Genomic DNA, 22,968 nt, shown 5'->3' on the forward strand with positions numbered 1-22,968 from the left:
TCCGAACGACGCCGTCGGGCGGCGAACCGCGCCGACCAGAGAACTGTGCACGACGGACACGTGCACATGCGAGCGTTCCCGGGGGTTGTGAGACACTTCCGTCCGTCTCAGCGCCATGACCTGGGGTTTGGGACGCCGGACCGGTGAGTTTGGAGAAGCGGAGACACCCGAACGGCCCGGGCCGGAGCCCGTTCCGCTCTCCCCGTCCCCCCGTTCCCGTCTCGCATCGTTGGAAGGCCCCATGGGTTCCGCCTGGAAGAACCTGCCCGAAGAGCTGTCCGGACCCGCCCGGCTCCTGGCCGAGGAGCTCCGGGCCATCAAGGACGCCGCCGGACTCTCGCTGTCCGAGCTGGCCGCCCGGACGCACTACAGCCGGGCCTCCTGGGAGCGCTGGCTGAACGGCAAGCGGGTCATCACCGGGCAGGCACTGGAGGCGCTGACCAGGGCGGTGGACTGCGACGGGCCGGCCCTGCGGGCGCTGCGGGAGCAGGCCGTGGCGGGGCCCGAGGAGGACGGCGAGCCCGGCGCCCCGGAGGAGCCCGCCGCGCAGGCGGCCCCCGAGCAGCCTCGGGCGGCGCAGCCCCCGACAGGCCGGACCGGCGCGCCCGCCACACCCGCTGCCTCCGACGTACCCGATGTGACCGACGTACCCGATGTGACCGATGTGACCGTCGCACCCGGCGAGCCCGGCGGCGCCGTGACGGCACCCGTGACGTGGTGGCGGCGCCCGGCGACGCTGCTGACCGGCGCCGCCCTGCTGGTGGCCCTGCTGGTGCTGGTCGGCCTGCGGGCCACCCGGCACCAGGAGCAGCCCCAGACCGTCGCCGAGCCCGTCCCGACCGCCACCGCGGCCAAGCCCGTCCCGGGCGCTCCCGTCTGCCAGGCCGTCGGCTGCGCGCACAAGGACCCCAAGGCCACCGGCTGCGGCAAGGACGCCCGGACCCTGCAGACCGACGTCATCGGCAAGGTCGTCGTCTACCTCCGGTACAGCCAGACCTGCCAGGCGGCCTGGGCGGCGATCACCGAGGGCGAGCCGAACGACTACGCGACCATCACCGACGACTCCGGCCAGAGCGAGACGGCGCTCATCCACTGGGGCTACGACAACTACTCGTCGATGCTGGACGCCGCCGACCCGGCCGTCACCTTCCAGGTCTGCGGGTACCAGCCGGCCGGGCACGTCTGCACCTCGCCCGTCTCCGGCCTGGCCGCCGTGGTGGCCTCCACCCCGATCCCGATCGGCCCCGCCTCGCCGCCCCCGGGCACCGGCCCGGACGCGGCGGCCACCGACCCGCCCTCCCCGGCACAGCCGACCGACACACAGCCCGCCACCGCGCAGCCGACCGCCGCGCAGCCCTCCCCCGGCCGGTCCTAAGCCGGTCCGGCCGGTCCCGGCCGACCCCGGCGGGCCGCTCAGTCGAGATACCCGCGCAGCTGCGCCGCGAAGGCGTGGTCGCGGAGCTTGATCAGCGTCTTCGACTCGATCTGGCGGATCCGCTCCCGGGTCACGCCGAACACCGTGCCGATCTCCTCCAGCGTGCGCGGGCGGCCGTCGTCCAGCCCGTAGCGGAGCTGGACGACCTGGCGCTCCCGCTCGCCCAGGGTGGCCAGGACGGCGTCCAGGTGCTGGCGCAGCAGCAGGAAGGTGGCGGACTCCGCGGGTGAGGCGGCGTCGGCGTCCTCGATCAGGTCGCCGAGCGCGACGTCGTCCTCCTCGCCGACCGGGGTGTGCAGCGAGATCGGCTCCTGGGCCAGCCGGAGCAGTTCGCGCACCCGCTCCTCGGTCAGCTCCAGGGCGGCGGCGATCCCGGCCGGGGTCGGTTCCAGCCCGCGCTCCTGCAGCAGGGCGCGCTGCACCCGGATCACCCGGTTGATCAGCTCGACCACGTGCACCGGCACCCGGATCGTCCGGGCCTGGTCGGCCAGCGCCCGGCTCATCGCCTGCCGGATCCACCAGGTCGCGTACGTGGAGAACTTGTAGCCGCGGGCGTAGTCGAACTTCTCCACCGCCCGGATCAGGCCCAGGTTGCCCTCCTGGATCAGGTCCAGCAGGGTCAGTCCGCGGCCGACGTAGCGTTTGGCGACGGACACCACGAGCCGCAGGTTCGCCTCGATCAGCCGGCGTTTGGCGATCCGGCCGCGCACCACCAGGGTGTCCAGTTCGCGGGCCGGCGGGTCGGACGGCGGGGGGTCGCCGTTCAGCCGCTCCTCGGCGAACAGGCCGGCCTCGACCCGGCGGGCCAGCTCCACCTCCTCGGCGGCGGTGAGCAGGCGGACCCGGCCGATCTCGCGCAGGTACTGGCGGAGCAGGTCCGGCGCCGGGCCTGCGTCGCCCTCGGCCTGCGGGCGGGGCTCCTCCTCGTCCCCGTCGCCGGGCTCCGGGTCCTCGGCGTCAGGCGCCGGGTCCTCGGCGTCGGGGTCCGTCTCCGGGGCCTCGGGGTGGCCCTGCGGCACGCCGCGGGCGCCGTCCGGGGGCGCGGCCCCGGCCCGGCCGTGGTCCGTCTCCCGGTCCCCGGCCGGGCCGGCGGGGTGCGGTCCGGTGCCGGCGCCGGGCGGTGCGGCGGTCAGCGCGCCGGTCGGTGCGGCGGTCGGTGCGGCGGTCGGTGCGGCGGTCGGGCTGGAGGTCGCGGCAAAGCCTCGGTCCACGGGCATCCCTCGGGGCGGGCGCGACTCTGGCGGACCCGCGCTGAACGGAGGTGGGACGCCCTCCAGTGTGCGGTACGCCACACTCCGTGGCCGAGACTCGTGCGCCGACTTTCTGGGCCGCTCCCACGGCCCCGCCGCACTCCTACAGCGCCGCCGCGCCCTGGCTGCGGAGCTGCTGGCCGTACTGCTGGAGCTGCCACAGCTCGGTCTGCACCGCGTGCTGCTGCTCGGCGTCGGCCCGGTGGCCGAGCCGCTGCAGATAGCCGCGGACCTCGGCGATCCGCCGGTCCACCGCCAGCAGGCGCAGCTTCACCAGGAACTCCCCGGCGTAGACCGCGTCCACCTTCCGGCGGGAGCGCACCGGCTCGACGGTCAGCTCGGTGACCAGCGAGCGCACCTGGTCGTCCGGGGCCGCCTCGCGCACCACGCTGGTGAAGTCGGGCAGCGTCGCCCCGTACGCGGCGCCGCCAGCCTTGGCGATGGCCTGCCGGACGGCCGTGTACGGCAGGGTGGGGAACTCGTCCTCGCCGTAGTGGTCGAAGGCCGGGCTGACCAGGTCCGGGTGCTGGAGCGCCAGCTTGAGCAGCTCCCGCTCGACGAACTGGGCCGGGTCGCGCGGGTTGAGCCGGAAGGCGGGCTGCGCCGGGCGCACCGGCGCGGGCTCGGCGCGGCGGCCGCGGTCGGCGCCCCGGGGGTTCTGCTGGCGCTCGCGGTCCCAGCGGGCCAGCTGGGAGACCCGGCGGACGACGAAGGGCTCGTCCAGGATGCCGAGCATGCCGGCCAGGCGGACGGCGTACTCGTGCTGGATCGAGCGGTCCTTGATCTTGGCGACGATCGGGGCCGCCTCCTCCAGGGCCGCCGACCGCCCCTCCGGCGTCTCCACCCGGTGCTTGGACACCGCCGAGACCAGCGCGAACTCGAACAGCGGGACGGGGTTGTCGATCAGCTGCTTGACCGCCTCGTCGCCCTGGGCCAGGCGCAGTTCGCACGGGTCCATGCCGCCCGGGCTGACCGCGATGGAGGTCTTGGCGGCGAACTTCTGGTCGTCCTCGAAGGCCCGCAGGGCGGCCTTCTGGCCGGCCGCGTCGCCGTCGAAGGTGAAGACCGTCTCGCCGCGGTACTGCGAGGTGTCCATCAGCAGCCGACGGATGATCTTGATGTGGTCCTCGGCGAAGGCCGTACCGCAGGTGGCCACCGCCGAGGTGACCCCCGCCAGGTGGCAGGCCATCACATCGGTGTAGCCCTCGACCACGACCGCGCGGCCCGACTTGGCGATCTCCTTCTTCGCCAGGTCGATGCCGTACAGCACGTGCGACTTCTTGTAGATCGGCGTCTCGGGGGTGTTCAGGTACTTCGGGCCGTTGTCGTCCTCGCGCAGGCGGCGGGCGCCGAAGCCGACCACCTCGCCCGCGATGTCCCGGATCGGCCAGACCAGCCGGCCCCGGAAGCGGTCGATCAGGCCGCCGCGCTGGCCCTGCGAGGCCAGGCCGCCGAGCAGGATCTCCTTGTCGGTGAAGCCCTTGCCGCGCAGGTAGCGGACCAGGTGCTCCCAGCCCACCGGGGCGTAGCCGACGCCGAAGGTCTTCGCGGCCTCCTCGTCGAAGCCGCGCTCGGCCAGGAAGCGGCGGCCGATCTCCGCCTCCGCCGAGGCCAGCTGCTCCCGGTAGTAGGCGGCGGCCACCTTGTGCGCCTCGACCAGGCGGGTCCGCTCGCCCTGCTGGTGGCGGGGGCTGTAGCCGCCCTCCTCGTAGCGCAGGGTGATGCCGGCCTGGGCGGCCATCCGCTCGACGGCCTCGGCGAAGGTGAAGTGCTCGATCTTCATCAGGAAGGCGATGGTGTCGCCGTTCTCCTGGCAGCCGAAGCAGTGGAAGACGCCCTTGGCGGGGTTCACGTAGAACGAGGCGGACTTCTCGTCGTGGAAGGGGCAGACGCCCTTGTACTCGCCGCCGCCACCGTTGGTGAGCTGAACGTAGTCGCCGACCACGGCGTCGATCGGCAGTGCGCTGCGCACCGCTTGTACGTCTTCGTCCCTGATCCGCCCGGCCACCCCGGAAGTCTACTGGGGTGGCCGGGGTTTCCCGGCGGGCCGGTCGTGCCGGGCCGGTTGCACTGCGCGCGCCGGGCGCCGGGCGGTTGCGCTTGAGCGGTCGCGCGCCGGGCGCCGGGCCTGAGCGGTCGCGCGCCGGGGCCCGCGGGCGGTCAGGCCCAGGCGGCGCCGACGAGCCTGGCGTGCAGGGCGAGGGCGGAGGCGTCGGTGAGGGTGGCGATCTGGTCGATGACCGCGCGCAGGGCGGCCCGGTCGTCCTCGGCCTCGCGGTAGAGCGCGCCGAACACCGGGTCCAGGCCCTCGGGGGCGCGCTGGGTGAGCACGTACGCCAGCTCGGCGATCACGATCCGCTGGCGGGCCCGCAGCTGGGCCTGCTCGTCGCGCTGCATCACGAAGCGGACGGCGACCGCCTTGAGCACCGCGACCTCCAGCCGGACGCCCCGCGGCACCACCAGCTCGGCCGTGTACCGGGTGAGCCGGCCGGGGCCGTAGCGGGCCCGGGTGGCCTGCTCGGCGGCCAGGCAGAAGCGGCCGATCAGCTGGCTGGTGAGGTCCTTCAGCCCGGCCCGGGCGCGGGCCGTGCCGTCGTACTCCTGGGGCCACCGGTCCTGGCCGAGCAGCCGGTCGAGGGCGGCGGCCAGCTCCTCCGGCTCGGCGTCCGGGGCGTAGCGCTCGGCGACCTTGAAGAGTTCGGCCCGCTCGCTCGGCGCGCGCAGCGCGGCCGGGTCGATGTGGCCGGCCTGGAGGCCGTCCTCGACGTCGTGGGTCGAGTACGCGACGTCGTCGGACCAGTCCATGACGGTGGCCTCGAAGCACTTGCGCCCGGCCGGGGAGCCGGCCCGCAGCCAGCGGAACACCGGCAGGTCGTCGGCGTAGACGCCGTACTTGGGCGAGGCCGGGTCGGTGGGGTGGGCGCCGCGCGTCCACGGGTACTTGGTGGCGGCGTCGAGGGCGGCGCGGGTCAGGTTGAGGCCGACGCTGCGGCCGGGCCAGGGGGCGAGCCGGGCGGCGGGGTGCTCGCCATCCGGGGCGAAGCGCTTGGGTTCGAGCCGGGTGAGGATGCGCAGCGACTGCGCGTTGCCCTCGAAGCCGCCGCAGGCCTCGGCAGCCTGGTCGAGCGCCTCCTCGCCGGTGTGGCCGAACGGCGGGTGGCCGATGTCGTGGGCCAGGCAGCCGGCCTCCACGAGGTCCGGGTCGCAGCCCAGGGCGGCGCCCAACTCCCGCCCCACCTGGGCGCATTCGAGGGAGTGGGTGAGCCGGGTGCGGGGGAAGTCGCTGCGCATCGGGGCGACCACCTGGGTGGTGCCGGCCAGCCGCCGCAGCGCCGCCGAGTGCAGCACCCGGGCCCGGTCGCGCTGGAACGCCGTGCGGCCGGGGCGCTTGTCCGGTTCGGGGACCCAGCGGGCCTCGGCGGCGTGGTCGTACGGGAGCGGGGCGGCGGCGAGGCGGTGCGCGGTGTCATCCATATGCCCCTCACGGTACGCCGCGCCCCCGACAGCCGGGGTGTGCCGCGCACGAAGGAGTGTGGGCCGGAGCGTGAATCCTGCGGTACGCGCTGGTGTCCGCCCCGGCCCGGGTTGCGCGCCGGTGGCCGCCCCGGCCCGCTGCCTGCGGTCCGGCCCCGGCCCCCGGCCCCCGGCCTCAGCCGCGGACGGCCTTGAGGACGGCGGCGGCCACCGCCTCCTGCCCCTTGGCGTTGGGGTGGATCGCCGCCAGGCCCGGGGCCGGGAACGGCGGTTCGACCCAGCGGGTGGCCTCACCCGCGCACATGTCGTGCCCGGCCGAGGGGGCGGCCGCGTCCACGAACACCGCGCCGGCGCCCTCCGCCCGCCGCTTGAGCATGCCGTTGAGCTGCTGCTCCTTCTCCGAGAGGAAGCCCAGGTCCCCGGCCGCGACCGCCTTGCCCAACACCTGTCGGCAGCCGGCCGGGTCGGACGGGAGCAGCGTCGGGTACCCGATCACGTACACCCGGGCCTGCGGGGAGCGGTGCTTGATGTCCTGCAGGATCCGGCCGAGTTGCTCACCGGCCGCGTCGACCTTGCGCTGCACCTCGTCCGTCCCGCCGGAGGCGTAGTGCTCGCGGCAGGGCGAGGGCGCGCGGGTGGCGCCGACGATGCCCTTCACCGCGTCCACCAGGTTCTCCTTGGCGCACTCCTTGACGACCTCCATGAAGCCCGCGTCGTTGCCGCCGATGCCGACCGTCACCACGCGGGTGGCCGGGGTCAGCGCGTCCAGCTGGGGCGGGTTGGTGCCGTGGTCGGTCTCCTGGGCGCCGGTCAGGTCCCCGGTGCGGGCGCCGCTGCAACTGACGTCCTGGAACTGGCCGGCCGGCAGCCCGAGCCCCTTCGCCACCAGGGACGGGTAGTTGACCCCCGAGCGGGAGCAGCCCTTCGGCTCGCCCACCTGCGGGGCGATCTTCAGGCCGGCGGTGTACGAGTCGCCGAGCGCCACGTACGGGCCGTTCGGCGGCGGCGTGGACTTGGCGTTCTTGCCGGGCAGCGCGCCCGCGAAACCGTCCGTCCCGCCGTCCGCGGGGGTGCACCCGGCGAGCAGCAGCGCGGCGAGCCCGGCCGTCAGGGCGACGGCCGGGCGGATGGTCCTGGACATGGTCGTGGGCATGGCATCCCCCCGGGGGATAGGCGTCACAGGCAGCTCCGTACGGCGGCGCGTCCCCCGACGCCGCCAGCACCAACGAACGGGGCCCGCGAATGACTCCCGTGACTCCCGGCCGCCGCCGACCCGGCCGGTTCCCGCCCCTGCGGGGCCGATTCCGCGCCGGACCTGCTCCCCCGCCCGGGCCTGCTCCCCGCCCCGACCTACTCCGCGCCGCGCTCGTGCTCGGCCAGGAACTGCTCGAAGCGCCGCCCCAACTCGTCCGCCGACGGCAGGTCCACCGGCTCGGCCAGCAGGCTCTCCCGGCTCTCCGCCCCCGCCACCGCGTCGTACTGGCCCTCCATGCCGCGGATCGCCGAGCGCAACTCGCCGTCCCCGTGCGCCAGCTGCTCCTCGATGTCGGCGTACACCTCGCCGACCCGCTCGCGCAGCCGGGTGCCGGGCAGCACCAGGCCGGTGGCGGACTGCACCGCCTCCAGGATCAGCACGGCGGCCGCCGGGTACTCCGAGCGCGCCACGTAGTGCGGGACGTGCACGGCGAAGCCCAGCACGTCGTGCCCGGCCTCGGCCAAGCGGTACTCCAGCAGCGCCTGGGCGCTGCCCGGGACCTGCGCCTGCTCGAACCACTGCGGGTAGCCGGCCGCCAGGTCGAGCCGGTTGCCGTGCGGGGTCAGGCCGACCGGGCGGGTGTGCGGCACGCCCATCGGGATGCCGTGGAAGTCCACCGCCAGCCGGACCTCGAAGCGCTCCACCAGCTCGCGGACAGCGCCGGCGAAACGCTCCCACTCGACGTCCGGCTCGGGGCCGGTGAGCAGCAGGAACGGCGCGCCCGCGCCGTCACGGACGAGCTGGAGCAGGATCTCCGGCGGCTCGTAGGACGCCCACTGGTCCCGGTCGAAGACCATCGCGGGGCGGCGCGCCCGGTAGTCGACCAGGCGGTCGTGGTCGAAACGGGCCACCACCTGCGGCGAGCCCGTCTCCAGGAGGTGGGCCACCACCTGGCCGCCGGCCTCGCCGGCGTCCATGAAGCCCTCGAAGTGCTGGAGCAGCACGAGGCCCGCACCGGTGTCGCGCAGCTCCGCGGTGGCCGCGGCCACCGCGGCCACGCCCTGCTGATCCAGCTCGTACAACGCCTGGAAGTCACGCACCGCGCACCCAACCCCGTTCTCTGCTCGTCACGACGTACCGGCTTCTCGTCCTCTCCAGCGTGCCGGGCGCCGCCGGAATTCCCGACCCGCCCGTCGGCGGGGTCGGCGGCCTCCCCGGACCGCTCCGGACCATGATCGCACCCGGGTGGAAAGCCCCTGGTCACGGGTGTTCAACGGCCCGTCCGGGGGCGGGTCGCAGCGGCCCGCACCGCCATTCGCGTGCCGCGAAGTGACGCACCGCCTTCTGACGGGTATCGTCCTCTCGCTGCCTCGCATCGTCGCGTCGTCGTCACGTCGTCCCGTAACGCCGTCGGCCACGTCCCGGACCGGTGTTCGGCCAGCCCACACGACGCATCTTGCCTTCATCTGGCCGCCTGTTTCCTTCGCGCTCCCGTTTCCTCATCGGCCATCTCGCGGACGCACACTGTCCCCTCGCTCATCCCCGCCGGACCGGTCCGTGGACCCGAGTCCGTTCCGGCACCGCGCTGCCCGCCTCCGGGCCGCCGCCCCCGCCCCGCCCGACCGGCTCTCCGGCGTGCGCGGGTACCGGCGGGCGTGCTCCGGGGCCGGGGCGACTGTCCCTGCCTCCCGAGCCGTACCCCGGCACGGTAGGCACCCTCCGACCGATGAAGGACCGAAGGTTCCGTGCCCGTACCTGTCATCCTCACCGGCCGCACCGTGCGGCTGGAGCCCCTCGCCGCGCACCACGCCTCGGCCATCGCCGAGGCCGGCGCCGAAGACCGTACGACCTACGCCTTCACGCCCGTCCCGCACGGCCTCGAAGCGGCCCGCGACTACATCGCGCGCGCCCTCGCCGACCAGGCCGCGGGCCGGTCGCTGCCGTTCGCGACGGTGAACGTGGCAACCGGCCGGGTCGTCGGCTCCACCCGTTTCCTGGAACTCGACTACTGGCAGGGGCCGATGGTCTGGCCGCCGGTGCCCGGGGTGCCGTTCGGCGACCCGGCCACGGCCGTCCCGGACGCCGCCGAGATCGGCAACACCTGGCTCTCGCCGCGCGCCCAGGGCACCGGCATCAACACCGAGGCCAAGCTGCTGATGCTGCGCCACGCCTTCGAGACCTGGGGGGTGCAGCGGATCTCGCTGCGCGCCGACGCCCGCAACCAGCGCTCGCGCACCGCCATCGAGCGGCTCGGCGCCACCTCCGAGGGCGTCCGCCGGGCCCACTCGCGCGGGCTCGACGGGGTGGTGCGCTCGACCGCGTTCTACTCGATCCTCGACGACGAGTGGCCCGCGGTGCGGGACATCATCGAGCTGCGGATCGCCGCCGCCACCTCGCCCAGCGCCCCGGATCCGGCGATCAACCAGGAGTGCCTTAGACACGGCGGCGGCCCCGGGCATCTGATCACCGCCTGACCCGGACGCCTGCTCACGGCCCGAAGGGGGCTACGGCCGCCACCCGTAGCCCCTGACGGCCAGGCCGAGGACCTCGCTCTCCGGGGCGGCTCGGCGCGGGGCCGGCGGGTGGGCCGGTGAGTGGAGTCGTCATATGGTTCCCAGCTCAGCGGTTCGACCGGTGCTCCGTCAACCTCATTCTCACAGGCTCCCCCGACGAGCGATGTTTCGCATACATCCGATCCTGGTGGGCAGCACCCCGGGTATGACCCGCGTGAACCCGCTCGACCCCGTCGTGCTGCTCGGCGCCGACCAGCAGCACATCGTCACCCGGGCGCAACTGCGCCGGCTCGGCGTGCCGTCCGGCACCATCGCCCACCGGCTGCGCCCCGACGGGCCCTGGCAGCAGGTGCTGCCCCGGGTGATCTGCCTGCAGTCCGGCCGATTGACAGCGCACCAGCGGCTGCGCGCCGCGCTGGCGTACGCGAGCCCCAAGGGGCGGGCGCCGCAGGCCGGGGAGGTACTGCTGACCGGGGACGCGGTGCTGGCCGACGCGGGGCTGCCGAGCGCCGGACACCCGGCCGACCTGGCCCGGATCGACGTCCTGATCCCCGCCCAACGCCGGGTCGTCGACCGCAAGTTCGTCCGGATCCACCGGTCGGCCGGGCCGCTGCCGGGCGGCTTCGAGCGGGACGACGGGCTGTGGAGCACCACCGTCGCCCGGGCGCTGGCCGACCTCGCGCCGGGCGAGACCGGGCAGCGCCGGTTCCGGGCGCTGTGCGCGGAGGCCGTCCAGCGGCGGCACTGCGAACTCGGCGAGCTGCTGGACCACTTGCTGGCCCGGCCGGGCGCGCTCGGACTGCCGCAGGTGGCCCGGGTGGTGGAGGACCTCACCGCCGGAGTGCGGTCGGTGGTGGAGGGCGAGGCCCGCGAACTCCTGGCGCACGCGGGCCTGCCCGAGCCGCTGTGGAACCCGGTGCTCTTCCTGGACGGCCGCTTCCTCGCCGTCCCGGACGCCTACTGGCCGCACGCCTGCGTGGCGTTGGAGATCGACTCCCGCGCCTGGCACCTGCGCCCCGCCGACCACGAACGCGGCCTGGCCCGTGCCAACCGGCTGACCGCCGTCGGGCTCCCCGTGGTCCGCACCACCCCGGTCCAGCTCCGGCGCGACCCCGTCCCGGTGTTCCACGAGCTGACCGCCCTCCTCACCACCGGCCCGCACGGCCCCCACCGCCGGATCAGCTGGCGCCGGGCCCGGTGAGGGCCGCGGGCGCGGTGCGGTCGGGTGCTCGGTGCGGGCCGCGGGCGCGGTGCGGGGCATCACACCGTGCGGGGTGTCAGCAGCGCGGGTCGATCTCCTGGAAGGTCGTGTAGTGGTCCGGCGACCAGTACTGCTCGCCGGAGCCGCCGGTGACCACGCGGCGGGTGCCGCGGTCGTTGGAGCCCGGGGTGACCACGGTGAACTCGTGGTAGTAGCCGCCGGACTTCTTCGGCAGGCGGCTCTCGCGGTTCTCGAAGACGATGCCGTCGCGGTTGTACGGGTACGGGCCGTTCTTGGCGATCAGGCCGAGGGTGTCCTGGGCCTGGCTGGGGAGCTTGCTGCGGCAGACGTCGGCGAGCGCCGGGTCGGCGGGCACCCAGGTGCCGCTCGGGGCGGGGGTGCCGTCGGCGGGCGGGGACGGCTTGGGGGCCGAGGACTTGGGGGCCGAGGCGCCCGCCGAGGTGGCGGTGGAGCTCGCGGCGGCCTTGGGGTGGCTGCTGCCGCCCTTGCCGGCGAGCAGGTACCCGATCCCGGCGACGAGGGCCAGGATCAGGACGGCCACGACGACGAGCGGGCTTTTACGTCTGGTCATGCGCCCCAGCTTGGCAGGCGCGCGGGCGCCGCCCGGCCAGCTACACACGTGGCCGCCGCCACATCCGGCCGGACGGGGAAGGCCGGCTGGGAAGCGCGGCCGGGCACAGACGGACGGCCGGGGAAGGACCGCCCGGCCGTTGTTACGTACGCCGGTTCTCCTGCGCCGAGCTCCGGTGTACGCCCTCCCGGTGGGGAGGGAAGCGGTCAGTCCGGCCCGCGGCCGAGGAGGGGATGCCTACCCTCTCTCAGCGCGGGTCGCTGCCCGCCGTCTCGATGGCGGCGCGGCCTGCCTCCAGGCGCGCCACCGGGATCCGGAAGGGGGAGCAGGAGACGTAGTCCAGCCCCACCTCGTGGAAGAAGTGGACCGAGTCCGGGTCGCCGCCGTGCTCGCCGCAGACGCCGAGCTTGAGGTCGGGGCGGGTGGCCCGGCCGGCCTCGACGGCGTGCTTGACGAGCGCGCCGACGCCGTCGCGGTCGATGGTCTCGAACGGGGAGACCCCGAAGATGCCCTTCTCCAGGTAGGCGGTGAAGAACGAGGCCTCCACGTCGTCCCGGGAGAAGCCCCACACGGTCTGGGTGAGGTCGTTGGTGCCGAAGGAGAAGAACTCGGCGGCCTCGGCGATCTGACCGGCGGTGACGGCGGCGCGCGGCAGCTCGATCATGGTGCCGAGCTTGATGTCCAGCTGCACGCCGGTGGACTGGGCGACCTCGGCGAGCACGCGCTCGCACTCGTCGCGGACCAGCTCCAGCTCCTGGACGGTGCCGACCAGCGGGATCATCACCTCGGGGCGCGGGTCCGCGCCGGCCAGCCGGCGCTCGGCGGCGGCCTCGGCGATGGCGCGGACCTGCATGCCGAACAGGCCGGGGATGACCAGGCCGAGGCGGACGCCGCGCAGGCCCAGCATCGGGTTCTGCTCGTGCAGCTTGTGCACCGCCTGGAGCAGGCGCAGGTCGTTCTCGTTCGGGTCCTTGCGGGCCTCGGCGAGGGCGACGCGCACCGACAGCTCGGTGATGTCCGGCAGGAACTCGTGCAGCGGCGGGTCGAGCAGGCGGACGGTGACCGGCAGGCCGTCCATGGCCTGGAAGAGCTCCAGGAAGTCGCCCTTCTGCAGCGGCAGCAGGGTGGAGAGGGCGAGCTCGCGGTCCTTGTCGTTGTCCGCCAGGATCAGGTGCTCGACCTCCTTGCGGCGCTCCTCGCCGAGGAACATGTGCTCGGTGCGGCACAGGCCGATGCCCTGGGCGCCGTAGCGGCGGGCGCGCCCGCCGTCCTCGGCGTTGTCGGCGTTGGCGCGCACGGCGAGCCGGCGGCGGACGTCGGCGTGCGCCATCAGCCGGTGGACGGCCTGGACGAGTCCGCCCTGGACGTCGGCGCCGGCGTGCAGGGTGCCCTCGAAGTACTCGACGACGGGGGACGGCAGGACGGGGACCTCGCCGAGGTAGACCTTGCCGGTGGCGCCGTCGATGGAGACGACGTCGCCCTCCTCCAGCACCAGGCCGGCGGCGGTGGTCATCCGGCGGCGCTTGGTGTCGACCTCCAGCTCCTCGGCGCCGCAGACACAGGTCTTGCCCATGCCGCGGGCGACGACGGCGGCGTGCGAGGTCTTGCCGCCGCGCGAGGTGAGGATGCCCTCGGCGGCGATCATGCCGTCCAGGTCGTCCGGGTTGGTCTCGCGGCGGACCAGGATGACCTTCTCGCCGGAACGGGACCACTTGACGGCGGTGTAGGAGTCGAACACGATCTTGCCGATGGCGGCGCCGGGCGAGGCGGCGAGGCCCCAGGCGATCTGCTGGGACTCGGCGTTCGGGGCGAAGCGCGGGAACATCAGCTGCGAGAGCTGGCCGCCGGTGACCCGCATGAGGGCCTCGTCCAGGTCGATCAGGCCCTGGTCGACCAGCTGGACGGCGATCCGGAAGGCCGCGGCGGCGGTGCGCTTGCCGACGCGGGTCTGCAGCATCCAGAGCTTGCCGCGCTCGATGGTGAACTCGATGTCGCAGAGGTCGCGGTAGTGGTTCTCGAGCGTCTGCATGATCGTCATCAGCTCGTCGTACGACTTCTTGTCGAGCTTCTCCAGCTCGGCCAGCGGCAGGGTGTTGCGGATGCCGGCGACGACGTCCTCGCCCTGGGCGTTGGACAGGTAGTCGCCGTAGACGCCCTGGGCACCGGTGGAGGGGTCGCGGGTGAAGGCGACACCGGTGCCGGAGTCCTCGCCGAGGTTGCCGAAGACCATGCTGCAGACGTTGACCGCGGTGCCGAGGTCGTTCGGGATGCGCTCCTGCCGGCGGTACAGGCGGGCGCGGTCGCCGTTCCAGGAGTGGAAGACGGCGTGGATGGCGAGGTCCATCTGCTCGCGCGGGTCCTGCGGGAAGGCCCGGCCGGTCTCGCGCTCGACGATGCCCTTGAACACCTCGACGAGTTCCCGGAGGTCGGCAGCGTCCAGGTCCAGGTCGTTGACGGTGCCCTTGGCGTGCTTGGCCTCGTCGAGGGCCTCCTCGAACAGCTCGCCGTCGACGCCCAGCACGGTCTTGCCGAACATCTGGACCAGGCGGCGGTAGGAGTCCCAGGCGAAGCGCTCGTTGCCGGACTGGGCGACGAGACCGACCACCGAGGCGTCCGAGAGGCCGATGTTCAGGACGGTGTCCATCATGCCGGGCATGGAGAACTTCGCGCCCGAGCGCACCGACACCAGCAGCGGGTTGTCGGGCCGGCCGAGCTTCTTGCCCATCTCCTGCTCGAGCGCGTCCAGGTGGGCGCTGATCTCCTGGTGGAGCGAGGAGGGCTCGCTGCCGGTCTCCAGGAAGACCTTGCAGGCCTCGGTGGTGATGGTGAACCCCGGAGGGACGGGGAGGCCAAGGTTGGTCATCTCGGCCAGGTTCGCGCCCTTGCCGCCGAGAAGGTCCTTGAGGTCCTTGTTTCCTTCAGTGAAGGAGTAAACAAACTTCTGCTGGGACGGCACGGGTCGGTCTCCTCGTACGCGGTTGCCCTGACGCCGGAGAACATACCCATTTCGAAGGTTCTTCTCTGCCCCGAATAGGCCGTACGAGGCCGGTACCCGGAGGTAACCCGATAGATCGAATGCACATAAAGGCGTTCACCTCTGTTGGTGAAATCGTCCGGATGACGCTAGCCCGCCTTCAAGTCTTGAACGAAGAGAAACACGAAGATCGCACGATTCGGACGCTGGGTAGCGGTCGCGGGTCGCCCGCGTTGCCCCGGCTTGATTTCCTGCACTCGGATCGGCCGATCACCGGCCCACCGGCTTCGGGAAGCGATTCACAGTCGACCTGTCCATTTCGTCCACTGACCCGCCGTCAGGCGCCACCGCATGTGGCAAGCGTCACCAGCGCATCTCACCGGTCGAACGTAGTCCGCCTCCGCCGATCGTCGCACTCCGTCCAGAAACGTGCCCGTTCCGTGACATCGGACCGCCGAAAAGGAGCCCTCCTGTCCAGATTGGACAAGAGGGCTGGGACCGAGTGGCAGTGGGCCCTGGAGGGCCAATTTCGCCACTAAGGACAGATCATCCGCCAGAGGTGTCCGATTCGGCGTCCGCGCCCGGTCGGGCGCAGTCGTACGGATCGTCCAACCAGCCCTCGGGCAGCACCACCCGGTTGTTGCCGGCGGTACGCCCGCGCGGGCCGTCCGCACCGGCCGGCCAGGCCTGGGACTGCTCCACCAGGGCGAGGGTTTCGGCCAGTTCGGCCAGGGAGGAGGAGTTCGCGAGCTTCACCCGCAGCTCCGAGCCGACCGAGAAGCCCTTGGTGTACCAGGCGACGTGCTTGCGGAAGTCGATCACGCCGCGCGCCTCGTCCCCGATCCACTCGCCGAGCAGCTGCGCGTGCCGCACCATCGCCCGCGCCACGTAGCCGAAGTCCGGACGGGCGTAGTCGACCTCGCCCTCGAAGATCGAGACCAGGTCCCGGAACAGCCACGGCCGGCCCAGGCAGCCGCGGCCCACCACGACACCGTCGCAACCCGTCTCCCGCATCATCCGCAGCGCGTCGTCCGCCGACCAGATGTCCCCGTTGCCCAGCACCGGGACGTGCGCCGGAACGGACTCGCGCAGCCGGGCGATCGCCGACCAGTCGGCCGTCCCGCCGTAGTGCTGGGCGGCGGTGCGCCCGTGCAGGGCGATCGCGGCCACGCCCTCCTCGGCGCCGATCCGGCCGGCGTCCAGGTAGGTGAGGTGGTCGTCGTCGATGCCCTTGCGCATCTTCATGGTGACCGGCAGGTCGCCCGCGTTGGCCACGGCCTCGCGCAGGATCTCGCGCAGCAGGTTGCGCTTGTACGGCAGCGCCGAGCCGCCGCCCTTGCGGGTCACCTTGGGGACGGGGCAGCCGAAGTTGAGGTCGATGTGGTCGGCCAGGCCCTCGTCCGCGATCATCCGGGCGGCCTTGCCGACCGTCACCGGGTCCACGCCGTACAGCTGGATCGAGCGCGGCTTCTCGCTGGCGTCGAACTTGATCAGCTGCATGGTCTTGGCGTTGCGCTCGACCAGGGCCCGGGTGGTGATCATCTCGGAGACGTACAGGCCCTTGCCGCCGCTCTGCTCGCGGCAGAGGGTGCGGAACGGCGCGTTGGTGATGCCGGCCATCGGCGCCAGCACGACGGGCGGCCACACCCGGATCGGGCCGATGTCCAGCGGCGCGAACTCGGCGTCGGGCGCGGTGGGTGCGGGCGTGGCTGTCATGCGCGGCTGACCTCGGGGCAGGGGAACGGGACTCTCCATTGTCCCCCACCCGGGTCAGCCCCTGTTTCCGGGCCGCTCCGGGCCTCCCCGGACCGCTCCAGGCCGCTCCAGGCCGCCTCGGACCGCTCCGGGCCTTTTCTAGGCCGGGTCGATCGTGATCGAGCCCGAGGTGACCGAGCCGTGGATCCGGTTCGGGCTGGCCGGGTCCGCCAGGCTCGGGTCGATGTGGCGGCTGCCGCTGCCGACCTCGCCGCTGAAGGCGTAGTGGGAGTCCTGCGGCAGGGTCAGCTTCACCGAGCCGGACGTGCTCTTGGTGTCCACCGACCGCGGCGCCTTGGAGAAGGCCAGGTCGACCGCCCCCGAGGTGGTCTCCGCGTACACCTGCTCCGAGCTCAGGTCGGTGCCCTGCACCATCCCGGAGGTGGCGTGCGCGTACACCTGCCCGGACGTGCCGATCAGTTTCAGCTCGCCCGAGGTGAGGTCCATCCGGACGCCGCCGCTCAGGCCGTCCACCTCGACGCTGCCCGAGCTCACCTGCCCCGACACGTCGGTACCGGCCGGCACCTCCAGCTCGATCTGGGCACCGCAGCCGAAGTCGGCGAACGGCAGGACCTTCCGGCACTCCATGCCGACCGTGAGCACGTCGCCGTCGAAGGTGGTCGACACCGACGGCTTGCGCACCATCCAGTCCAGGTTCTGCCGGACCACCACCCGGCCTTCCCGGCCCGCCCTGATCCGCACCGAGGCGCTGCCGGTGTCCAGCCGGAGCTTGTGGATGACGACGTTGTACGGCTGCATCGAGGTCGTCTGCTGCTGCACCACCATCGCCCAGGTCTGCATCCCGGCGCCGATCATGACGACCGCGATCGCGAGCGCCCCGGTGGTGCGCCAGGCCTTCCGCCCCCACGCCTTCGTCGGTCCGCCCACGGCTACCCGACCTCCAGGAACCGCAGCACCGCCAGCACCCGGCGGTGGCTGTCGTCGGCCGGCGGCAGGTCGAGCTTGGTGAAGATCGAGTTGATGTGCTTGGCCACCGCGCTGTCGCTGACCACCAGGGCGGCCGCGATCGCGGCGTTGGAGCGGCCCTCCGCCATCAGGCCGAGCACGTCCCGCTCGCGCGGGGTCAGCTTCTCCAGCGGGTCCCGGTGGCGGCGCAGCAGCAGCTGGGCCACCACCTCAGGGTCCAGCGCGGTGCCGCCCGCGGCGACCCGCTGCAGCGCCTCCACGAAGTCGTCCACGTTGGCCACCCGCTGCTTGAGCAGGTAGCCGACGCCGCTGGTGTTGGTGGCCAGCAGGTCGGCGGCGTAACGCTCCTCCACGTACTGGGAGAGCAGCAGCACGGCGACGTCCGGCCACTGCCGGCGGATCATCAGCGCGGCCTTCACGCCCTCGTCGGTGAAGTCCGGAGGCATCCGGACGTCCGCCACCACCACCTTCGGGCGGTGCTCCTCGACGGCCGCCAGCAACTCGGTGGCGTCCCCGACGGCGGCTACGACCTCGAAGCCCACCGCCTCCAGGACCTTGACCAGGCCGACCCTCAGCAGGACCGAGTCCTCGGCGATCACAGCGCGCACGGCAACTCCACGGTGATGGTGGTGGGGCCCCCGAGGGGGCTGAGAACGGACAGTGTGCCGTCGACGGAGGCGGCGCGCTTGCGCAGGCCGGTCAGCCCGGTGCCGCGCGAGGCGTCCGCGCCGCCCACGCCGTCGTCGCTGATGACCAGGCGCAGCCGGCCGCCGACCGTCCGCACCGAGAGGTCGACCCGCTGGGCGCGGGCGTGCTTGGCCACGTTGGTCAGGGCCTCGGAGACGGTGAAGTAGGCGACCGCCTCGACGGTCGGGGCGACCGGCTCGGCGAGGTGCACGTCCAGGCGCACCGGCAGCGGGGCGCGGGCCGCGATGCCGGACAGCGCCGCGTCCAGGCCGCGGTCCTCCAGGACCGCCGGGTGCAGGCCGCGGACCAGGTCGCGCAGCTCGTCGATGGCCGCCTGCGCCTCCTCGTGCGCGTCCACGATCACCTGCATGACCTCGGGCGGGACGTCCTTGAGGGTGCGCCGGGCCAGGCCCAGGTTCATCGCGAGGGAGGTCAGGCGCTGCTGGGCGCCGTCGTGCAGGTCCCGCTCGATCCGGCGGCGCTCGGCGTCCACCACGTCGACCAGCCCGGCCCGGCTCTCGGCGATCTCCTCGACCCGCCGCTCCAGCGCCTCCGCCCGGTTGGGGCCGAGCAGCAGCTGGGCCGTGCGCACCTCCAGCCAGGCCGCCAGCGCCGCCAGCCAGGGCATCACGGCCAGCAGCAGCACCCCGGCGACCGTGATCACCACGTCCAGCCCGGCCAGCTCCGAGCGCAGCGGGCTGCCGACGGGCATCAGCCAGACCCAGCCGTACACGCTGGCCATCACCACGCCGGCGCCCCAGGCGTACAGCACCACCAGCGCGCCCGCCGCCAGCAGCGGGCCGGCCAGCAGGTGGTGGACGGCCTGGCGCCAGGTCAGCCCCAGCAGCAGCCGGCCCGGCAGCCAGGCCCACGGCTCGCCCGGGCGCGGCGGCGACACCTCCACCCCGCGCAGGGCGCGCAGCCGGCCGCGCTGGGCGGCGGTGAGCGGGCGGGTGCAGATGAGGACCAGGGCCGTCATCGGGAAGAGCAGCTTGGACTCGGTGACGGCCAGCCAGACCGGCAGGGCCATCGGGAGGCCGGCGGCTATGAAACGGGTGTCCCGCCAGGCCTCGGGCGACCACGGGGGGCGCCGAAGGCTCCTGACGAGCGCTCGGCGCAACGTGGTGGAGGGCATGACCGACAGCGTAGGGCGCGATGATCAACGGCCGCCATGAAGGGGGGCTCACGGTCGGGGTGTATCTAGGTACACCCCGGATTCGGAGCACGGCACCACCGACAGCGGCCCATGATCGACGGGAAGCTGGACGGCATGACGAGCACCGCATCGCACTCCGCCACCCCGCCGCACCGGCGGCCCGTCCCCGGGAGCCACGGGGGTGTTCCCGGGGACGCGCTCCGCCGGACGGCGGGGCCGGAGGGGACGCTGCCGGTCGGGGCCGGGCCCTGGTCGGTCCGCAGCCTGGTCGGCCGCCGCGGCCGGGCCGCGCTGGAGGTGTACCAGGACGGCGAGTTGGCCGATGTCCTGGTCGCCGCCCGGCTCACCCCGCAGCTGCTGCGCGGTGCTCGTCGCAGCCCGGCCGACGGGCGGGCGCACCACGTGCTCGCCTGGGGCCGGCTGGCGGCCGACGGCAGCGCGCCCGCGGTGGCGTTCACCGCCGGGCGGCTGGCCGGGCCGTTCCGGTCCGGGCGGTCGTTCGGGTTCGCACGGCCGCTCGGGTCCGTGCGGTCGTTCCGGTCCGTGCGGTCGCTCCGGTCCGTGCGGTCGCTCTGGTCCGTGCGGTCGCTCTGGCCGGCCGGGCCGTTCCGGTTCGAGCGGCCGGCCGTCGGCGCCGAGGTGGTCGCGGTCGCCGGGCGGTTCTGGCTCGCCTGGGCCGAGGGCCCGTACACCGGGGTGCTGGTCCGGCACCCCGGCGGGGACACCACCGAGCGGCAGCCGCTGGAACGGGTGCGACGCCGGGGCGAGGCCGCGATCGCCGGCGAGGCCTCGGTCGCCGGAGGGGCCGCATGAGCACCGCCGTCCTCGCCGGCCGCCCGGCCGCCGCCCTCGTCCTACCCGCCCGCTTCGAGCGGGTGCCCGTCATGGCCGCCGTCGCTCTGCTGCCCTGGCTCGCGGTCCTCGCCGCCTGCCACGAGACCCCGTGGGTCGTGCTCGACCTGCTGGAGTTCTCCGCGCTGCTCTCGCTCGACGCCCTGCTGCGGCGGCGCAACGCCGCCGCCGGCTGGGCCGGCGGCGCGGTGGCCCTGCTGCTCGCGGGGGACGCGCTGGCCGACATCGCCTGCGCCGGCCCGGGCCACGCGGTGCTCGCCGCCCTGGTGATGGCACTCGGCGTCGAACTGCCGCTCGCGGCGGTGTGCGTGCTGCTCGGGCGTGCCGTCCTCGCCCCCCGCTAGAAGCCATCAGGAGGGGCTAGAAGCTGCCGGGCAGCTGGTCCATCAGCGCGCGGGTGTCCTCGTCCAGCGGGGTGTACGTGATCATCCGCGTCCCGAGTCGGGGGCCGAGCCAGAAGCTGGTGTACTCGCAGCGCAGCAGCCCGACGCCCGGCACCTGGAACCGCTTGATCCCGTTGCTCGGCCCCATCACCTCGTGCCGCTGCCAGACCTCCGCGAAGTCCGGCGAGGTCTTGAGCAGCCGGGCCAGCAGTGCCTTCCAGGCGGGCTCCGCGCTGTGGTCGGCCATCGCGGCGCGGAAGCGGGCCACCATGCCGAGGCGTTCGGTCCGGTAGTCGATCAGCACCTCGCGGAACCGCGAGGGGGCGAACGCCAGCCACATCAAGTTGCGGTCCTCGGGCGGAAGTTCGCTGAGATCGCCGACGATCGCGGTGTACTGGGCGTTGTACGCGAGCACGTCGTAGCGGGTGTTGACCGCCACGGCCGGGTACGGCGCCATCTGCTCCAGCACCAGCCGCACGCTCGGGGTGACCGAGGGGCACTCCCTCACCGGCGCCGGATCCTCCGCGCCGGCCAGGGTGAACAGGTGCGCGCGCTCGCTCGGGTCCAGCAACAGGGCGCGGGAGACCGCGTCCAGCACCTGGGTGGACACCTGGATGTCGCGCCCCTGCTCCAACCACGTGTACCAGGTCACCCCGACGGCGGCGAGCTGCGCGACCTCCTCGCGGCGCAGCCCCGGCGTGCGGCGGCGGCCGGTCGGGGGCAGGCCCACCTGGTCGGGTGCGATCCGCTCACGGCGGCTGCGCAGGAAGGCCGCCAGGTCGTGCCGGCGGGCGTCGTCGGGGGCGGTCCGGGCTTGCGTCGCCGGCGTGGTCCGGGCTTGCGCGACCGAGACGGACCGGGCTTGCGCGGCCGGGGTGGTGAGACTCATGGTTCCTAGCATGCGCCAGCCCGGAGCCTGTTGCCAGGTACTTCTTATACCTGGATAACCACACTCTGGTACCAGGGTACGGCCAGGCGGATCGTAGGACCCGTGACCCAACAACTCGCCGTCGCCCCCGACCCGGTCCGCGCCGCCACCACCCCCGGCACCGCGACCGCGGCCGCCGCCCCCTCCCTCGGCACCGCCGGGCTGGTCACCGTCCTGCTCGGGGCCTTCCTGCCGATGCTCGACTTCTTCATCGTGAACGTCGCCCTGCCCACCATCGACCACGACCTGGCCGCCGGGCCCGCCGTCCTCGAACTCGTCGCCGCCGGCTACGGCATCGCCTTCGCCGTCCTGCTCGTCCTCGGCGGGCGTCTCGGCGACATCTTCGGCCGCCGCCGGCTCTTCGTCGTCGGCGCCGCCACCTTCGCCCTCACCTCGCTCGCCTGCGGCCTCGCCCCCGGCGCCTGGACCCTGGTCGCCGCCCGCGCCGCCCAGGGCGCCTCGGCCGCGCTGCTGATCCCGCAGGTCCTCGGCACCATCACCGCCGCCACCGACGGCACCCGGCGCGGCCGCGCCCTCAGCATCTACGGCGCCGTCGGCGGCATCTCCGTGGTCATCGGGCAGGTGCTCGGCGGCATGCTCGTCGCCGCCGACCTGTTCGGCACCGGCTGGCGCTCCGTCTTCCTGCTCAACGTGCCGTTCGCGCTGCTCGCCCTGGTCCTCGCCGTCCGCTACGTCCCGGAGAGCCGGGCCACCCAGGCCGCCCGCGTCGACGTGCCCGGCACCGTCCTGCTCACCGCCTCGCTGCTCGCCCTGCTCGTCCCGCTGATGGAGGGCCGCGCCGCCGGCTGGCCGCTCTGGTCCTGGGTGCTGCTCGCACTGTTCCCCGTCCTCGCCGCCGCCTTCGTCCTGGTCGAACGCCGGGCGGAGCAGCGCGGCGCCACCCCGCTGGTGCCGCCGTCCCTGCTGCGCATCCCCGAGATGCGGCGCGGCCTCGGCATCGCCCTGCCCTACTTCGCCGGCTTCGGCGGCTTCATGTTCGTCATCGCCGTCGCCCTCCAGCAGGGCCTGCACCTCGGCCCGGTCGCGGCCGGCTGGGCGCTCGTCCCGATGGCCGTCGGCTACTTCACCGCCTCACTCTCCGGCCCCCGCCTGATCGGCCGCTACGGCAGCCGGGTGCTGAGCGCGGGCGCCGTCATCCAGGCCGCGGGCCTGGCCACCCTCGCCGTCACCGTCCTCGCCGACTGGTCGCACTTCTCCCCGCTGCGGATGGCGCCCGGCGTCGCCCTCGCCGGCATCGGACAAGGCCTGATCGGCACCCCGCTGTTCCGCGTCGTCCTCGCCAAGGTGCCCGCCGCCCGGGCCGGCGTCGGCAGCGGCGTCCTGGCCACCGGCCAGCAGTCCAGCCTCGCCCTCGGCGTCGCCACCCTCGGCACCCTCTACCTGTCGCTCTCCCCCAGCCTCGGCATGGACCGCGCCCTCGCCCTCTGCCTGGGCCTTCAGCTCATCGGCTCCTTCGTCATCCTGTACCTGACCACCCGCCTCCCCCGCTCCATCGGCTGAGCCCCCCCGGCCCCGGGCCACGGCAACGGCCCCGCGATCGACACCCGATCGCGGGGCCGCCGGCACGTCGCGGAGCGTGAGCAACGGCGAGTCGGCGGGCCGGTCCGGGGACCGGTCAGCGGGCC

18 protein-coding genes are annotated in these 22,968 nt (G+C 73.9%); 6 read left to right on the top strand and 12 right to left on the bottom strand.

Annotation, left to right across the window (positions count from 1 at the left end):
* The first annotated feature begins 241 nt into the window (after window positions 1-241).
* Window positions 242-1,375, top strand: coding sequence for a DUF2690 domain-containing protein (locus ACFWPT_RS05620; protein ID WP_380479775.1), 1,134 nt, complete (start codon window positions 242-244; stop codon window positions 1,373-1,375).
* Window positions 1,376-1,413: 38 nt separating this feature from the next.
* On the opposite strand, the gene ACFWPT_RS05625 is transcribed toward ACFWPT_RS05620, so the two are convergent.
* The 5 genes from ACFWPT_RS05625 to ACFWPT_RS05645 form a co-directional block, all read right to left on the bottom strand.
* On the bottom strand, window positions 1,414-2,652 hold the full coding sequence (locus ACFWPT_RS05625) for a sigma-70 family RNA polymerase sigma factor (RefSeq protein WP_380479777.1): 1,239 nt from the start codon (window positions 2,650-2,652) through the stop codon (window positions 1,414-1,416).
* A 136-nt stretch (window positions 2,653-2,788) separates the two neighbouring features.
* Window positions 2,789-4,693: a DNA primase gene (gene dnaG, locus ACFWPT_RS05630; protein WP_063347483.1), complete on the bottom strand. Its 1,905-nt coding sequence runs from the start codon at window positions 4,691-4,693 to the stop codon at window positions 2,789-2,791.
* Between the two features lie 152 nt (window positions 4,694-4,845).
* Window positions 4,846-6,159 (bottom strand): deoxyguanosinetriphosphate triphosphohydrolase, encoded by a 1,314-nt coding sequence (locus ACFWPT_RS05635; protein WP_063347484.1) that lies wholly within the window; start codon window positions 6,157-6,159, stop codon window positions 4,846-4,848.
* Window positions 6,160-6,334: 175 nt separating this feature from the next.
* On the bottom strand, window positions 6,335-7,300 hold the full coding sequence (locus ACFWPT_RS05640) for an SGNH/GDSL hydrolase family protein (RefSeq protein WP_159398421.1): 966 nt from the start codon (window positions 7,298-7,300) through the stop codon (window positions 6,335-6,337).
* Between the two features lie 209 nt (window positions 7,301-7,509).
* A complete protein-coding gene (locus ACFWPT_RS05645; RefSeq protein WP_063347486.1) occupies window positions 7,510-8,454 on the bottom strand; it encodes a PAC2 family protein in 945 nt (314 codons plus the stop codon).
* 645 nt (window positions 8,455-9,099) lie between these two features.
* Between ACFWPT_RS05645 and ACFWPT_RS05650 the strand changes: the two genes are divergently transcribed.
* Complete coding sequence (locus ACFWPT_RS05650) at window positions 9,100-9,828, top strand: GNAT family N-acetyltransferase (protein ID WP_063347487.1); 729 nt, start codon at window positions 9,100-9,102, stop codon at window positions 9,826-9,828.
* 244 nt (window positions 9,829-10,072) lie between these two features.
* Window positions 10,073-11,068, top strand: coding sequence for a hypothetical protein (locus tag ACFWPT_RS05655; protein WP_380479780.1), 996 nt, complete (start codon window positions 10,073-10,075; stop codon window positions 11,066-11,068).
* A gap of 76 nt (window positions 11,069-11,144) precedes the next feature.
* On the opposite strand, the gene ACFWPT_RS05660 is transcribed toward ACFWPT_RS05655, so the two are convergent.
* From ACFWPT_RS05660 to ACFWPT_RS05685, 6 genes are all read right to left on the bottom strand, one after another.
* Entirely contained in the window at window positions 11,145-11,660 is a 516-nt protein-coding gene (locus ACFWPT_RS05660) for a ribonuclease (protein WP_380479782.1), read from the bottom strand.
* A 247-nt stretch (window positions 11,661-11,907) separates the two neighbouring features.
* Window positions 11,908-14,616: a pyruvate, phosphate dikinase gene (gene ppdK / locus ACFWPT_RS05665; protein ID WP_380479784.1), complete on the bottom strand. Its 2,709-nt coding sequence runs from the start codon at window positions 14,614-14,616 to the stop codon at window positions 11,908-11,910.
* 564 nt (window positions 14,617-15,180) lie between these two features.
* Window positions 15,181-16,350: a tRNA dihydrouridine synthase DusB gene (gene dusB / locus ACFWPT_RS05670; protein ID WP_363369980.1), complete on the bottom strand. Its 1,170-nt coding sequence runs from the start codon at window positions 16,348-16,350 to the stop codon at window positions 15,181-15,183.
* A 138-nt stretch (window positions 16,351-16,488) separates the two neighbouring features.
* Entirely contained in the window at window positions 16,489-17,277 is a 789-nt protein-coding gene (locus tag ACFWPT_RS05675) for a DUF4097 family beta strand repeat-containing protein (protein WP_380479786.1), read from the bottom strand.
* Window positions 17,278-17,279: 2 nt separating this feature from the next.
* Window positions 17,280-17,924, bottom strand: coding sequence for a response regulator (locus ACFWPT_RS05680; RefSeq protein WP_380479788.1), 645 nt, complete (start codon window positions 17,922-17,924; stop codon window positions 17,280-17,282).
* On the bottom strand, window positions 17,912-19,138 hold the full coding sequence (locus tag ACFWPT_RS05685; protein WP_380479791.1) for a histidine kinase: 1,227 nt from the start codon (window positions 19,136-19,138) through the stop codon (window positions 17,912-17,914). Before ACFWPT_RS05685 ends, ACFWPT_RS05680 begins: the two co-directional genes overlap by 13 nt.
* 135 nt (window positions 19,139-19,273) lie before the next feature.
* On the opposite strand from ACFWPT_RS05685, the gene ACFWPT_RS05690 reads away from it, so the two are divergent.
* Both ACFWPT_RS05690 and ACFWPT_RS05695 read left to right on the top strand, forming a co-directional pair.
* Window positions 19,274-19,972, top strand: coding sequence for a hypothetical protein (locus ACFWPT_RS05690; RefSeq protein ID WP_380479793.1), 699 nt, complete (start codon window positions 19,274-19,276; stop codon window positions 19,970-19,972).
* On the top strand, window positions 19,969-20,355 hold the full coding sequence (locus ACFWPT_RS05695; protein ID WP_380479795.1) for a hypothetical protein: 387 nt from the start codon (window positions 19,969-19,971) through the stop codon (window positions 20,353-20,355). The genes ACFWPT_RS05690 and ACFWPT_RS05695 overlap by 4 nt, the downstream gene beginning before the upstream one ends.
* Before the next feature lie 16 nt (window positions 20,356-20,371).
* Here the strand turns inward: ACFWPT_RS05695 and ACFWPT_RS05700 are convergent, their stop codons facing one another.
* Window positions 20,372-21,283 carry a helix-turn-helix transcriptional regulator gene (locus tag ACFWPT_RS05700; RefSeq protein ID WP_380479797.1) on the bottom strand — a complete coding sequence of 304 codons (912 nt, stop codon included), beginning with the start codon at window positions 21,281-21,283 and terminating at the stop codon, window positions 20,372-20,374.
* Between the two features lie 102 nt (window positions 21,284-21,385).
* On the opposite strand from ACFWPT_RS05700, the gene ACFWPT_RS05705 reads away from it, so the two are divergent.
* Window positions 21,386-22,843 (top strand): MFS transporter, encoded by a 1,458-nt coding sequence (locus ACFWPT_RS05705; protein WP_380479799.1) that lies wholly within the window; start codon window positions 21,386-21,388, stop codon window positions 22,841-22,843.
* The last annotated feature ends 125 nt before the right edge of the window (window positions 22,844-22,968 follow it).

The organism is Kitasatospora sp. NPDC058478 (genome assembly GCF_042720345.1).
GTDB lineage: Bacteria > Actinomycetota > Actinomycetes > Streptomycetales > Streptomycetaceae > Kitasatospora.